The organism is Methylosinus sp. PW1 (assembly GCF_000745215.1).
Taxonomy (GTDB): Bacteria; Pseudomonadota; Alphaproteobacteria; order Rhizobiales; family Beijerinckiaceae; genus Methylosinus.
The window spans coordinates 2,714,244-2,728,372 of sequence record NZ_JQNK01000009.1; the positions used below are offsets into that span (position 1 = coordinate 2,714,244).

General features: G+C 64.9%; 11 protein-coding genes. 8 read left to right on the forward strand and 3 right to left on the reverse strand.

Features of this window, described 5'->3' with window-relative positions; translation table 11 throughout:
- The first annotated feature begins 10 nt into the window (after positions 1-10).
- From K369_RS22470 to K369_RS22490, 5 genes are read left to right on the forward strand one after another with little or no spacing between them, the layout of a single operon-like run.
- Positions 11-802, forward strand: a complete 792-nt coding sequence (locus K369_RS22470) for an ABC transporter ATP-binding protein (RefSeq protein ID WP_036294442.1) — start codon at positions 11-13, stop codon at positions 800-802.
- Between the two features lie 12 nt (positions 803-814).
- Positions 815-2,029 (forward strand): NAD(P)/FAD-dependent oxidoreductase, encoded by a 1,215-nt coding sequence (locus K369_RS22475; RefSeq protein WP_051949475.1) that lies wholly within the window; start codon positions 815-817, stop codon positions 2,027-2,029.
- Positions 2,030-2,031: 2 nt separating this feature from the next.
- Positions 2,032-3,783, forward strand: a complete 1,752-nt coding sequence (locus K369_RS22480) for a NirA family protein (RefSeq protein ID WP_036296264.1) — start codon at positions 2,032-2,034, stop codon at positions 3,781-3,783.
- Entirely contained in the window at positions 3,780-5,372 is a 1,593-nt protein-coding gene (locus K369_RS22485; protein ID WP_036294445.1) for a sulfite reductase subunit alpha, read from the forward strand. Before K369_RS22480 ends, K369_RS22485 begins: the two co-directional genes overlap by 4 nt.
- Positions 5,372-8,056 (forward strand): nitrate reductase, encoded by a 2,685-nt coding sequence (locus K369_RS22490; RefSeq protein ID WP_036294448.1) that lies wholly within the window; start codon positions 5,372-5,374, stop codon positions 8,054-8,056. Before K369_RS22485 ends, K369_RS22490 begins: the two co-directional genes overlap by 1 nt.
- Before the next feature lie 10 nt (positions 8,057-8,066).
- On the opposite strand, the gene pgk is transcribed toward K369_RS22490, so the two are convergent.
- A complete protein-coding gene (pgk, locus tag K369_RS22495; protein ID WP_036296271.1) occupies positions 8,067-9,260 on the reverse strand; it encodes a phosphoglycerate kinase in 1,194 nt (397 codons plus the stop codon).
- A gap of 35 nt (positions 9,261-9,295) precedes the next feature.
- Positions 9,296-10,303 (reverse strand): type I glyceraldehyde-3-phosphate dehydrogenase, encoded by a 1,008-nt coding sequence (gene gap, locus K369_RS22500; protein WP_036294451.1) that lies wholly within the window; start codon positions 10,301-10,303, stop codon positions 9,296-9,298.
- 266 nt (positions 10,304-10,569) lie between these two features.
- Here gap and K369_RS22505 point away from each other — a divergent pair, with 266 nt between their 5' ends.
- Together K369_RS22505 and K369_RS22510 are read left to right on the forward strand one after the other, a co-directional pair.
- Positions 10,570-10,863 carry a DUF4164 family protein gene (locus tag K369_RS22505; RefSeq protein WP_036294454.1) on the forward strand — a complete coding sequence of 98 codons (294 nt, stop codon included), beginning with the start codon at positions 10,570-10,572 and terminating at the stop codon, positions 10,861-10,863.
- Positions 10,864-10,876: 13 nt separating this feature from the next.
- Positions 10,877-11,260 (forward strand): cell division protein ZapA, encoded by a 384-nt coding sequence (locus K369_RS22510; protein ID WP_036294457.1) that lies wholly within the window; start codon positions 10,877-10,879, stop codon positions 11,258-11,260.
- Between the two features lie 2 nt (positions 11,261-11,262).
- Here K369_RS22510 and K369_RS22515 read toward each other — a convergent pair whose 3' ends face one another.
- Entirely contained in the window at positions 11,263-11,772 is a 510-nt protein-coding gene (locus K369_RS22515) for a hypothetical protein (protein WP_245278273.1), read from the reverse strand.
- Between the two features lie 528 nt (positions 11,773-12,300).
- On the opposite strand from K369_RS22515, the gene K369_RS22520 reads away from it, so the two are divergent.
- Positions 12,301-14,118, forward strand: coding sequence for a bifunctional diguanylate cyclase/phosphodiesterase (locus K369_RS22520; protein ID WP_036294460.1), 1,818 nt, complete (start codon positions 12,301-12,303; stop codon positions 14,116-14,118).
- Positions 14,119-14,129 lie beyond the last annotated feature (11 nt).

Sequence of the window (14,129 nt, forward strand, 5' to 3'; positions counted from 1 at the left end):
AGGATTCGCCATGAGCTATCTTCGCATCGATCATGTCGATAAAATTTTCGCGAGCGGCGCCCGCGCGACCAAAGTGCTCGAAGCCGTCGATCTTTCCGTCGAGAAGGGACAATTCGTCACCATCATCGGCCATTCCGGCTGCGGCAAATCCACTCTGCTCAATATCGTCGCCGGCCTGGTGAGCGCGAGCGCCGGCGGCGTCGTGCTGGAGAATCGTCAGGTCGACACGCCCGGGCCGGATCGCGCCGTCGTCTTCCAAAATCATTCGCTGCTGCCCTGGCTCACCGTCTACGACAATGTGCGCCTCGCGGTGGATAAGGTGTTCTCGCGCAAAAAGAGCCGCGCCGAGCGCCATGATTGGACCATGCGCAATCTCGAGCTCGTGCAGATGACCCATGCAAAGGACAAGCGTCCGAGCGAAATTTCCGGCGGAATGAAGCAGCGCGTCGGCATCGCCCGCGCGCTCGCCATGGAGCCGAAGGTTCTGCTGCTCGACGAGCCCTTCGGCGCGCTCGACGCGCTCACCCGCGCGCATCTGCAAGATCGGGTGATGGCGTTGCATCGCACGCTCGGCAACACGGTGATGATGATCACCCATGATGTGGACGAAGCCGTGCTGCTCTCCGACCGCATCGTGATGATGACCAATGGCCCCTGCGCCACCATCGGCGAGACGCTGGATGTCGCTCTGCCGCGCCCGCGCGATCGCGTCGCTCTTTCCACCGATCCTCTCTATCTCGAATGCCGGCGCCGCGTGCTGCAATTCCTCTATGAGCGTCATCACTATGTCGAAGCGGCGTGAGGCGAACGAAAAATGAGCGAGCCTCTCGTCATCATCGGCAATGGCATGGCCGCTGCGCGTCTCGTCGACGAATTGTCGAAGCGCGCGCTCGGCCGCTACGCCATCGCGGTCATCGGCGAGGAGCCGCGCCTCGCCTATAATCGCGTGCAGCTCTCTTCCGTGCTCGCGGGCGACGCGGACATGGCCGAGATCGAGCTGAGGCCCGCGAGCTGGTGGCGCGACCGCGGCGTCACTCTTCTCTACGGCGCCAAGGCGCGCGCCATAGACGTCGCGACAAAGCGCGTCTCCCTGGAGAATGGCGAGAACATCGGCTTTTCTAAGCTCGTGCTCGCAACCGGCTCGCGCGCGCTGCGTCTGCCGCTGCCCGGCGCGCAGCTGCGAGGCGTTCATGTATTTCGCGACGGCGCCGATGTCGACGCGCTGAAACGCCTCGCGGCGCAGCGCAAGAAAATCATCGTCATCGGCGGCGGCCTGCTCGGCCTCGAAGCCGCCTATGGCCTCGCCAAAAGCGGCGCCGAGGTCTCACTCGCGCATGTCACCGATCGGCTGATGGAGCGGCAGCTGGACAAGGATGCGGCAGGCCTCCTGAAGCGAATCATCGAGAGCAAAGGAATAGAAGTTCTACTGGAAGCGCGCACGACACGCATCCTCGGCGATGAGCGCGTCACCGCGATAGAGTTCGCCGATGGCCGCCGGCTCACGGCCGACGGCGTCGTCTTCGCCGCGGGAATTGCGCCCAATATGGAGCTGGCGCGTGACGCCGGCGTGGGCGCGCAAAGAGGAATCGTCGTCGACGATCATATGGAAACGAACATCGACGATATTTACGCGCTCGGCGAATGCGCGCAGCACAGAGGCGTCTGCTATGGCCTCGTCGAGCCCGCCTATGAGCAGGCGCGCGTCCTCGCCGCGAGACTCTGCGGCGAAAGCGATATTTACGAGGGCAGCGTCGTCTCCACCAATCTGAAGGTCTCTGGCGTCAATGTCTTTTCCGCCGGAGATTTTATGGGAAGCGACGGCGCCGAGACGATCTCCTGGCGCGACTTTGGGCTCGGCCTCTACAAAAAGCTGGTCATCGATGACGGCCGTCTCACCGGCGCCGTGCTCGTCGGCGACACCAGCGCCGCGCTCTGGTGCCTCGAGCTCATTCGCTCGCGCGCCGACGTGACGCAATGGCGCGATGCACTGATCTTCGGCCGCGCGCTCTGCGAAAGAAAGGCGGCATGACCATGGCCGGCGATTTCACAGCGGAACAAAAGCGCTATCTCGAAGGCTTCGCCTCCGGCTTCCAGGCCTCGCGCGCGCGACGCGCCACGCCGACCAAGGAAAAGCCGACCGGCCCCGACGCCATTCATTTCGCAGCGCAGGATCGCGCAATCGCCAATGGCGGCGCACTCAATGAGCAAGAGAAGATCAAGCGCGAGGAGCATCCCTTCGACGCCTATCCGCGTCTCGTCGCGCAGGCGAAACGCAATGAGCCGCCAAAGCCGGCCGATAATTTTCGTTGGCGCTATCATGGACTGTTCTATGTCGCGCCGACGCAATCCTCCTATATGTGCCGCCTGCGCATCCCCAATGGAATTCTCACCCATTGGCAATTCGCCGGCCTCGGCGATCTCGCCGACAGCCATGGCGGCGGCTATCTGCATGTGACGACGCGCGCCAATCTTCAAATTCGCGAGATCGAGCCCAAGAGCGCCGTCGCCATGATCGAAGGCGTGCAGAGCCTCGGCCTGTGGACGCGCGGCTCCGGCGCCGACAATATTCGCAACATCACTGGCGCGCCGACCGCCGGCGTCGATCCGCAGGAGCTCGTCGACACGCGCCCCTTCGCGCGCGCGATGCATTTTCATATTCTCAATGATCGCTCGCTCTCCGGCCTACCGCGCAAATTCAACATCGCTTTCGATGGCGGCGGCCGCATCGCCGTGCTCGAGGAGACCAATGACGTCGCCTTTCAGGCGATCGAGATTCTCGACGGACATGGGACCGCGCCGGGCGTCTACTTTCGTCTCGCGCTCGGCGGCATCACTGGTCACAAGGATCTCGCGCGCGACACGGGCGTGATCGTTCCGACAGACGAGGCCATCGAGATCGCGGACGCCATATTGCGCGTCTTCATCGACACAGGCGACCGCACCAATCGCGCGCGGGCGCGATTGAAATATGTGCTCGATCAATTGGGCTTCGATCGATTTCTGACGCTGGTCGAGGAAAAGCTCGGCCGTCCGCTGCTGCGCGCGCCGCAAGAGGCGATTGCGCAACGGCCTGGCTTCGACAGGCTCGCGCACATCGGCGCGCATGCGCAGAAAGAGGCGCAGAAGAGTTGGATCGGCGTCGCATTGAAGCTCGGTCGCCTGACGAGCGACGAAGCGCGCGGTCTCGCGACGATCGCGCGTGATCTAGGCGATGGCGACATAAGGCTCACCGTCTGGCAAAATCTGCTCATCTCTGGAATTGCCGACGCGCGGATCGACGAGGCGCTCGCGCGGATCGAAGCGCTCGGCCTTGCGACGAAGGCGTCGCCGCTCCGCGCCGGGCTCGTCGCCTGCACGGGCAACGCCGGCTGCCGTTTCGCCGCCGCCGACACCAAAAGGCACGCGGACGAAATCGCCACGCATTGCGAGGAGAAAATAGAGATCGACACACCGATCAACATACATTTGACCGGCTGCCGTCACTCCTGCGCGCAGCATTACATCGGCGACATCGGCCTCGTCGGCGCGCGCGTGCCGATCAATGAAGAAGGCGATACGGTCGAGGGCTATAATATGGTCGTCGGCGGCGGCTTCGGCGCCGAAGGAGCGATCGGTCGCGAGCTGCTGGAAAATGTCGCGGCGACAGATGCGCCGCGCAAGATCGAGAGCCTGTTGCGCGCCTATCTCGCACATCGCGCGACGCGCGAAGAGAGCTTCGCCGCCTTCACGCGACGCCATGACATAGAGGCTTTACGGCGCTTGATCGCGGAGGCGGAACAATGACCAAGATCACGCAGCCGCAACGTCTCGATCTTATTCCGCCTTCGGCTCCCTTCTCCGAAGAGCAACGCGCTTGGCTCAATGGCTTTTTCGCTGGTCTGATGTCGATGGACGACGCGGGAGTCGTCGCTCTGTCGCCAGCGGAAAATGCGGCCATAGCCGGCGACGCCGATGACGGCGCGGCGCCCTGGCATGATCCGACGCTGCAATTGCAAGACCGCATGACGCTCGCGCAAGGCCGCCCTTTGCGACGACGCATGATGGCCGCAATGGCGCAGCAGGATTGCGGCCAATGCGGCTATGATTGCCAAAATTATGCGGAGGCGCTGTTCGCCGGCAAGGAGGAGCGTCTCAATCTCTGCGCGCCCGGGGGCAAGGACACGGCGCGCATGTTGAAGACGCTGGCGCAAGAACGCGATGCGGCGCCATCCGCCGAGATAGAGCCGCCGGCGCCGCCCAGCTCTCATTCCACGTTGGCGCCGGGCCGCTCACGCGACACTCCGGTCGAGGCGATATTTTTGTCGCGTCGGAGGCTGAACAAGCCGGCCTCGGAAAAGGAGACATGGCATATAGAACTCGATCTTTCGAAGAGCGGGATCGATTACAGCGTCGGCGATTCGCTCGGCGTCTTCGCGCAGAATGATCTCGGCCTCGTCGATCAGATCATCGCCATGATCGGCGCCTCGCCGCTCGCGCCGGTGAAGGGCAAAAGCCTGCGTGAAGCGCTGCGTGACGATTGCGCGCTGTCGCCTGCGCCCGATCGGCTGTTCGAGCTGATCTCCTTCCTCACCGGCGGCGAGACGCGCGCAAAGGCGCGCGCGCTGGCGCAAGGCGAAGATAGCGACAATGACGCCGCCGATCTCGACGTGCTGGCGGCGCTGATGAAATTTCCGGGCGTGCGGCCGCATGCGGAAGCGTTCGTCGAGGCGCTCGAGCCTCTGCAGCCGCGGCTCTATTCCATCTCCTCCTCGCCGAAAGCGGCGCCGGGGCGCGTGTCGCTCACGGTCGACACCGTGCGCTACAGGATCGGCAAGCGTCTGCGCAAAGGCGTCGCCTCCACTTTTCTCGCGGAGCGTATCGAGCATGACGCGCCGCTGAAAGTCTATGTGCAGGCGTCGCACGGCTTCTCGCTTCCGAATGATCCGAATGCGCCGATCATCATGATCGGCCCCGGCACGGGCGTTGCGCCGTTCCGCGCCTTTCTGCAGGAGCGGCAGGCGATCGGCGCGCGTGGGCGCAATTGGCTGTTCTTCGGCCATCAGCGCAGCGATTGCGATTTCTTCTACGCAGATGAGCTGAACGCGATGAAGTCATCCGGCCTGCTGACGCGCCTCTCGCTCGCCTGGTCCCGCGACGGCTCCGAGAAATTCTATGTGCAGGATCGCATGCGCGAGGTGGGGCGCGATCTCTTCGCCTGGCTCGCCGATGGTGGGCATATCTATGTCTGCGGCGACGCCAAGCGCATGGCCAAGGATGTCGAGCGCGCGCTCGTCGATATCGTCGCGCAATATGGCGCGCGCGCCACTGACGAGGCGGTCGCCTTCGTCGCCGAATTGAAGAAGAGCGGCCGCTACCGACAGGATGTCTATTGATGCAGCGGGTCGATACACGCAACGCCTCTGTCGCGACCATTTGCCCTTATTGCGGCGTCGGCTGCGGCGTGCTGGCGACGCCGGATGGATGCGGCGGCGCGGCTGTCGCCGGCGATCCAGACCATCCGGCCAATCACGGACGGCTGTGCTCCAAGGGCTCCGCTCTGCATGAGACGCTGTCGCTCGACGGGCGTCTGCTGCATCCTATGCTGCGCGCCGGCGAGACGCTGCGACGCACGACATGGGACGAGGCTCTGGATCATGTCGCGCAGGGCTTTGCGCGCATCATCGATACGCATGGGCCGCAGGCGATCGTTTTCTATCTCTCCGGCCAATTGCTCACGGAGGATTATTACGCGGCGAACAAGCTGATCAAAGGCTTCATCGGCTCGCCCAATGTCGACACCAATTCGCGGCTGTGCATGGCCTCGACAGTGGCGGGACATAAGCGCGCCTTGGGCGCCGATATCGTGCCGGGATGTTATGAGGATCTCGACTGCGCCGATCTCATCGTGCTCGTCGGCTCCAATGCGGCCTGGTGTCATCCGATTCTGTTTCAACGCATGTTGCGCAACAAGCAGGAGCGTGGGGCGAAGATCGTCGCCATCGATCCGCGCCGCACGGCGACGGCGGAAGAGGCCGATCTCTTTCTGCCCATCGCGCCCGGCGGCGACGTCGCGCTCTTCTGCGGCCTGCTCGTGCATCTCGTCGCCAATGGCGCGACCTGCGACGACTATATCGCTCATCATACCGAAGGCTTCGCGCAGGCGCTCGACGCCGCGCGCGAAATCGCGCCGACCATTGCGGCGACGGCAACGGCGACCGGGCTGCGCGAGGTCGATGTCGCGGCTTTCTTCGAGCTCTTCGCGACGACGCCGAAGACTGTCACCGCCTTTTCGCAAGGCGTCAATCAATCGGCGCAAGGGACCGACAAGGTCGACGCGATCATTCATTGTCATCTCGCGACGGGGCGCATCGGCGCGCCGGGCGCCGCGCCCTTCTCGCTGACCGGCCAGCCCAACGCCATGGGCGGACGCGAGGTCGGCGGCCTCGCCAATCAGCTCGCCGCGCATATGGGCTTTTCGGGCGCGGAGGTCGATCGGGTGCGGCGTTTCTGGAACGCGCCGCGCATTGCGACGCGTGAAGGCTTCAAGGCCGTGCAAATGTTCGAGGCCATTGCGCGCGGCGAGATAAAGGCGCTGTGGGTGATGGGAACCAATCCCGCCGTCTCGCTGCCTCGAGCGGATGATGTGCGCGCGGCGCTGGCGAAGCTCGATCTCTTCGTCGTCTCCGACAATGTGCTGTCGAACGACACGATAAACGCCGGCGCGCATGTGCTGCTGCCGGCGCAAGCCTGGGGCGAGAAATCCGGCACGGTCACAAATTCGGAGCGGCGCATCTCGCGTCAGCGCGCCTTTCTGCCATCGCCCGGCGAGGCGAAGCCGGATTGGCGCATCGTCAGCGACGTCGCGACGCGCATGGGCTTCGGCGACGCCTTCCATTTTCAATCCGCGGCGGATGTGTTTCGTGAGCATGCGGCGCTCTCCGCTTTCGAGAATGACGGCGCGCGAAGCTTCGACATAGGCGGGCTCGCAACACTCTCGGATGAAGCCTATGACGCGCTGCATCCGACGCTATGGCCGATCCGCGCGGGAGAGACGCAAGGACGTGCGCGCTTTTTCGGCGAGGGTGGATTTTTCACCGCCAATGGCAAGGCGCGCTTCGTCGCGCCGGAGCCGCCGTCGCTGAAAGCCGCGACGACGGCGGCCTTTCCCTTCCGCCTCAACACGGGGCGCATTCGCGACCAGTGGCATACGATGACGCGCACCGGCAAAAGCCCGCGTCTCGCGCGGCATTCTCCCTTTCCCTTCGTCGAGATTCATCCCGCCGACGCGGCGCCGCTCGGCCTCGTCGACAACGGCTTCGCCTGCGTTTCGACGCGCCATGGCGAGTGCCTGCTCGCAGTGTCCGTCACCGATCGGCAGCGGCGCGGGCAATTATTCGCGCCCATTCATTGGAGCGACGAGACGTCTTCTTTCGCGCGCGTCGGCTCGCTCGTCGCCGCGATCGTCGATCCGCATTCGGGACAGCCGGAAGCCAAGGCGACGCCGGCGCGCATAGATGCGGTCGCATTCAAATCGCGCGGCTTCCTTCTCTCGCGCGCGCCGCTGCGGCCGGCGATCGCCGCGCTCGGAACGAGAGTCGCCGTCGCCGGCGGCCATGGCCTTCTCTTCGCCTCGGACGCGGCTCTCGCATCATGGCGCGATTATGCGGCGTCGCTCGGCGGCGAAGCCGATATTGCGGAATATCTCGACGAGGCGCGCGGAATCTATCGCGTCGCGCGCTTTCGTGAGCAGCGCGTCGATTTCTGTCTCTTCGTCGGAAGAGAGGATGCGCGCGGCGCCTTCGACGCGGCGACGGCGCTGTTCGAGACGGAGCCGCTCGGCTTGGAGCAGCGCAAAGCGCTTCTTTCAGGGCGCTCGCCCGATGGCGCGGCGCAGGATGGTCCAATCGTCTGCGCCTGCTTCGGCGTCGGCGCCAAGACGATCGACGCGGCGATCGCAAAGGGCGCGCGCAGCGTCGCCGCGATCGGCGAGACGCTGCGCGCCGGCACGAATTGCGGCTCCTGCATTCCAGAGCTGAAGCGCGCCATCGCCGCGGCGCGCGCCTGCTGCGACGAGTGACGGCGGCTACCTATTTCGTCAGCGCCGCGACGCCAGGAAGCTCCTTGCCCTCGAGCCATTCGAGGAAGGCGCCGCCCGCTGTCGAGAGATAGCTGAACTCCTGCGCCACATGAGCCTGATTGAGCGCGGCTACAGTGTCGCCGCCGCCGGCGACGGAGAGCAGTCTGCCTTCCACCGTCAGCCGCGCCGCCGTCTGCGCGACGGCGTTGGTGCCTTCGTCGAAGGGCGGCAGCTCGAAGGCGCCGAGCGGGCCGTTCCACACCAGCGTCTTCGCCTTGGCGAGCAGGCTCTCTATATGGGCGATGCTCTTCGGCCCGACATCGAGGATCATATCGCTCTCGCCGACATGCTCGATCGCGACGATATGCGAAGGCGCATGCGCCTCGAATTTCTGCGCGACAGTGGCGTCGACCGGCAGCACGATCTCGCAATTGGACGATTGCGCATCGGCGAGAATGGCGCGCGCCTTCTCGAGCAGATCATGCTCGCACAGCGATTTGCCGACCGGCTTGCCCTGCGCGGCGAGGAAAGTATTGGCCATGCCGCCGCCGATGACGAGAATATCCACCTTGCGAATGAGATTGCCGAGCAGATCGAGCTTGGTGGAGATTTTCGCGCCGCCGACGATCGCCATGACGGGACGCGCGGGATGCTCCAGCGCCTCGGAGAGCGCCTGCAGCTCCGCCTGCATGGTGCGGCCGGCGTAGGCCGGCAGAAGATGCGCGAGCCCTTCCGTCGAGGCGTGCGCGCGATGCGCGGCGGAGAAGGCGTCGTTCACGTAAATATCGCCGAGCTTGGCGAGCTGCGCCGCAAAGGCGGGATCGTTCTTCTCCTCGCCCTTGTGGAAGCGCGTGTTCTCGAGCAGCAGAATATCGCCATTCTTCAGCTGCGCGATCGCCGCGCCGGCGACATCGCCGATGCAATCATTGGCGAAGGCGATTTTGCGCTTGGCCGTCTCCTCTATCGCGGAGACGATGGGCTTCAAGGAATCCTCTTCCTTGCGCTCGCCCTTGGGACGGCCGAAATGGGCGAGAAGGATGACCTTGCCGCCCTTTTTCGAAATATCCTCTATCGTCGGCAGCACGCGCTCTATGCGCGTCTTGTCGGTGACGACGCCATTCTCGGTCGGCACATTGAGATCGACGCGCAACAGGACGCGCTTGCCGTCGAGATCGGCGGAATCGAGCGTTTTGAAAGACGGCATGATCGTGCCCCGGTGAATGAGGAAAAGAATCGCGTCTAGATGAGCTTGGCGATCGTCGCGGCGACATCCGTCATGCGGCCGGAGAAGCCCCATTCATTGTCGTACCAGGACAGGACGCGCACCAGCTCGCCCTCGATCACCTTGGTCTGATCGAGATGAAACACGGATGAACGCGGGTCATGGTTGAAATCGACCGAGACATTCTTGTCGTTCGTGTAGCCCAGAACGCCTTTCAGCGGGCCGTCGGCCGCGGCGATGATGGCGGCGTTGATCTCTTCCACGCTCGTCTTGCGCTTGGGGACGAATTTGAGATCGACGGCCGAGACATTGGGCGTCGGCACGCGAATGGCGGCGCCGTCCAGCTTGCCTTTCAGCTCCGGCAGCACCAAGCCCACCGCCTTGGCCGCGCCGGTGGAGGTAGGGATCATGGAGAGCGCGGCGGCGCGGGCGCGGTAGAGATCCTTGTGATAGGTGTCCAGCGTCGGCTGGTCGCCCGTGTAGGAGTGGATCGTCGTCATGAAGCCGCGCTCAATGCCAATGGCGTCATTCAGCACCTTGGCGACGGGCGCGAGGCAATTTGTGGTGCAGGAGGCGTTGGAGATCACGAGATCGTCCTTCGTGATCTTGTCCTGATTGACGCCATAGACGACGGTGATGTCGGCGCCTTCGGAGGGGGCGGAGACCAGCACGCGGCGCGCGCCGGCGTCGAGCAGCGCCTTCGCCTTGTCGCGCGCGGTGAAAAGGCCCGTGCATTCGAGCGCAATGTCGATTTCGAGCGCCTTATACGGCAGCTCCGCCGGATTCTTGATCGCCGTGGCCTTGATCGGCCCATGGCCCACATCGATCGAATCGCCTTCGACCTTCACCTCGCGCGGGAAGCGGCCATGCACGGAATCATAGCGCAGCAGATGGGCGTTGGTCTCGACAGAGCCGAGATCGTTGATCGTCACCACCTCGAGGTCGGTGCGGCCGCTCTCGACGATGTAGCGAAGAATATTGCGTCCGATGCGTCCGAACCCATTGATCGCCACTCTCACGGCCATAGCGGTGCTCCTTCTCATCTGCTCGCTCGGGCGGGGCCGGGCGGTCGCCGAACCGCCCAAAATCGGGGCTTTTCCCATTTTGCCGCATTTTCTGGCGGCGAACGCCCGCTCGAATGAGCGGCTTGATAACAGGTCGCGCCCCCCTGTCAACGCGGTCTCCGGTCGCTCCGCGGCGGAGTCGCGGCTCGGATTGGGGTTTACGCGATTGCTGCTAGGCGTTAACGATTCGTACGTGCGAATCTAATCGCGATCGGTCCGGTTTCCATATGACACAAGTCCCTCACAGGCTCGACGATGCGCTGCAACGGCTCTCCGCCGCGCTGGAGCGGCTGGAGGAGACGGTCGCGCGCCGCATAGAGGTCGAGCTGTCGCACGCCGACCTCGAGGAGGAGCTCGCCGTCATGCAGGACGACCGCAGCCGTCTCGGCCTCGAGCTCGACGCCGCCCTCGCGCAGAACAGCGCGCTGGAGAAGGCGCGCGACGAGGTGCTGACGCGTCTCGACCGCACGAGCCTCGGCATTATCGCCGTGCTCGGCGACGAGGACCGGGCGCAGACGTAGCGAGAGGCGGCGAATGGCGCATGTGGTGGTGACGATCGCGGGCCGGACCTATCGCATGGCCTGCGAGGATGGCGAGGAAGCCCATCTCGACGAGCTGGCCAAGCTCGTCGAGAACAAGATTTTGTCCTTGCGCGAAGGCTTCGGCGACATTGGCGAGCAGCGCATCACCGTGATGGCGGCGCTCACCCTCGCCGATGACGCGTCGATAGCGACGCGCAAGCTCGAGGCCCTGCAGGCGGAGCTGGCGACGCTGCGCGAGAACGCCGCCGCGGCGAAAGAGGCCGAGGCCGCTCTGGTGGAGAAGCTCTCAGCCGCGCTCGAGGATGCGACGACCCGCGTCGAGCGTCTCTCGCGCGATCTGCAGCACGGGGGCGCGGAGGCGCCCCCAATGCTCTGAGATCAGCGGCCCCAGGCCTCGAAGGCCGGCTCGTGCTTGACCTTCTCGAGATCGTCGGCCTGCTGCGACAGCTGAATATGCCGGCGCTCGGCCGCGTCGCGCTCCGCGCCATCCTTGAGAATGGCGATCTTGAGCTGCTCGGTCGCCTTGCGGGCGAGGCCATTGATCCAGCGGTTGATATTGGTGACGACCAGATTCTTGCGCGCCAGCTCGGCGTCGCGGCCGGTCTCGTCGCTCTTCAAAATGTCGCGCTCCTTGACCGCCGCGGCGAGCTGCGCGTCGAGCTCGGCGAGCTTGTCCGGCGCGGCCCCGGCGCGCGCCTTCTCGATGGCGGCGATGCCGTCCTCCAGCCAAGAGATCTGCTGCGCGAGCACGCCATCCTTGATCGGACCCTTGACGTCGAAGGAATTGGGCAGCGGAAAGAAGGGGCTGATCTCCACCGCACGCGCCGGAGCGGCCGCGAAGGGCGCCGAGATCAGAACGGCCAGAGCCAGTGTGGCGAATTTCGACATGTTTCTCTCCCATGCGGCGGGTCATTGCGTCATGACAGCGCGCCCGCTTTTTTCGGCGCGCCGCCGCCCGCGGCTGCGCAAGACTGGGCCAATGATGTGACCAAGGCAAGTCGCTCCGTCCCCCTTGTCGCGCCCCTGGGCCTCGCCACCCTCGAGCCCGCCACATCCAAAATGCGGGGGACCGGCTCGCCCGCGACCTTTTTTTCGCCGAAGCGCCGGCGGAGCCGGTTGCGCGCTCGCGATGGTCTTGATCCAGCGTCGATATATTGCGCTCCAGCTCCGCCCTACACAACGGCCGGCGGGCATGCGATAATAGGTTTTGCTGAAGCCCATGCTCGGCTCCCATGATCGACAGGGCCGCGCGGGCGCATTATTTTCACCGATGGCGGTTCATCGTCTCGCCGCCTTCAACGGCGGCTGATTTTTAATTCTTGTCGATACGATCGAGATACGCGGAAAAAGATACGATTGTCTTCAAAGGCGAGGCCAATGCTAGAACTCGACTGTGGCAGCTGCTCGAACGCCACGATGCAGGGTCTGCGAGCGCTTCAGCACGAGGTGCTCGAGCGTCTGGCGCGCGGCAAGCCGCTGCGCGAGACGATGACCGAGCTGTGCCTTCGCGCCGAGCAGCTCGCGCCACAGGCCACATGCTCCGTTCTCACCGTCGATCGCGAGGGCCGTCTGCATCCGCTGGCCGGTCCGAGCCTGCCGTCGCATTATTCCGAATCGCTCGACGGCCTTCGCATCGGGCCGGACGTCGGCTCCTGCGGCGCCTCCGCCTATTTCGGCGAGCCCGTCGAGGTCACGGATATGGCGAATGATCCGCGCTGGGCCGCCTTTCGAGCCCAGACCGCTCCGCTCGGCCTGCGCGCCTGCTGGTCCTCTCCCATTCGCGCCTCGGACGATCGCGTCATCGGCACATTCGCCTTTTATTATCGCACCTGCCGCGGCGCGAGCCCGCTCGAGCGCACGATCGTCGAGACCTGCGTGCATCTCTGCGCCATCGCGCTCGAGCAGGAGGAGCGCAAGGAGCGTATCCGGCGGCTCGCCTATTTCGACGCCATCACCGGCGTCGCCAACCGCGCCTCCATGGAGCGGCAGGGCGAGAGCGTCATCGCCGCCGCAGTGGCCAATGGATTCGGCGCCGCGATCCACTGCATCGACCTCGATAATTTCAAGGAGATCAACGACACGCTGGGGCATAGGGCCGGCGATATTCTGCTGCGCTCGGTGGCCGAGCGCATCTCCTCCATCGTCGGCAAAGCCGATATCGTCGCCCGCATCGGCGGCGATGAATTCGCCGTGGTGCAATCGCACGCCGGCTCGCTCGCCGATGTCGGCGGCTTCGCCATGCGATTGATGGAGGCGATGGCCGCCCCTTTCGATCTCGAGGAGGCGATGGCGACGGTCGGCGTCAGCGTCGGCATCGCCCGCGCGCCGGAGGACGGGCTCGATCTGCGGACACTGATGCGCAAGGCGGATTTCGCCTTGTACGAAGCCAAATCCAGCGGCCGCGCCCATTTCCGCTTCTTCGATCCCGACATTGAGACGCGCATCGCCGCCAATCGGCGCATTTGGCAAGATTTGCGGCAGGCGGTCGCCGCCGGCGAGTTCGAGCTCCATTTCCAGCCCATCGTCGCGCTCGGCGTCACGCGCGTCTGCGGCTATGAGGCGCTGCTGCGCTGGCGGCACCCGCGCGACGGACTGCGGACTCCGGAGGATTTCCTCCCCGTCGCGACCAAGGCCGGCCTGCTCTACGAGATCGGCGCCTGGATATTGAACGAGGCCTGCGCCAGCGCCGCCGCTCTGCCGCCCGACGCGCGCATCAGCGTCAATGTCACCCAGACGCAATTGGAGAAGACGGGCTTCTCGCGCGACGTCGCCGAGGCGCTCGCCGCCTCCGGCATGGATCCGAGCCGGCTGGAGATCGAGATCGCCAGCTCGGTCCGCCTCGCCGACAATGCGGATATTCTGCGCTGCCTCACCGCGATCCGCGCGCTCGGCGTCTCCATCGCGCTCGATGATTTCGGCGGCGGCGCCGCCGCCCTCGCGCATCTCCACGCTCTGCCGGTCGATCGCATAAAGGTCGGCCGCTCGCTGACGCAGCAGGCGCAAGCCGATCCGCGCGCGGCGACGATCGTGCGATCGATCGTCTCTCTCGCCCATGAGCTCGGCATAATGGCGACAGCCGAAGGCGTCGAGACCGATGCGCAGCTGCGCATTCTGCGCCAGCTCGGTTGCGACGAGATTCAGGGCTATGTCATCAGCGCGCCGCAACCGCTCCGTGCATTCGTCGAAGGCGTGGAGCCGGCCGGCCGCACCCGCCCGCCCGTCTCGCTCGCCTGAACATCATTCGC

Bases quoted from the DNA above. Each gene is read 5' to 3' on its own strand.
- K369_RS22485 (WP_036294445.1), top strand. From the start codon at position 3,780: ATGACCAAGATCACGCAGCCGCAACGTCTCGATCTTATTCCGCCTTCG.
- pgk (WP_036296271.1), bottom strand. From the start codon at position 9,260: ATGCCGTCTTTCAAAACGCTCGATTCCGCCGATCTCGACGGCAAGCGC.
- K369_RS22475 (WP_051949475.1), top strand. From the start codon at position 815: ATGAGCGAGCCTCTCGTCATCATCGGCAATGGCATGGCCGCTGCGCGT.
- K369_RS22505 (WP_036294454.1), top strand. From the start codon at position 10,570: ATGACACAAGTCCCTCACAGGCTCGACGATGCGCTGCAACGGCTCTCC.
- K369_RS22490 (WP_036294448.1), top strand. From the start codon at position 5,372: ATGCAGCGGGTCGATACACGCAACGCCTCTGTCGCGACCATTTGCCCT.
- K369_RS22470 (WP_036294442.1), top strand. From the start codon at position 11: ATGAGCTATCTTCGCATCGATCATGTCGATAAAATTTTCGCGAGCGGC.
- K369_RS22510 (WP_036294457.1), top strand. From the start codon at position 10,877: ATGGCGCATGTGGTGGTGACGATCGCGGGCCGGACCTATCGCATGGCC.
- K369_RS22520 (WP_036294460.1), top strand. From the start codon at position 12,301: ATGCAGGGTCTGCGAGCGCTTCAGCACGAGGTGCTCGAGCGTCTGGCG.
- K369_RS22515 (WP_245278273.1), bottom strand. From the start codon at position 11,772: ATGTCGAAATTCGCCACACTGGCTCTGGCCGTTCTGATCTCGGCGCCC.
- gap (WP_036294451.1), bottom strand. From the start codon at position 10,303: ATGGCCGTGAGAGTGGCGATCAATGGGTTCGGACGCATCGGACGCAAT.
- K369_RS22480 (WP_036296264.1), top strand. From the start codon at position 2,032: ATGGCCGGCGATTTCACAGCGGAACAAAAGCGCTATCTCGAAGGCTTC.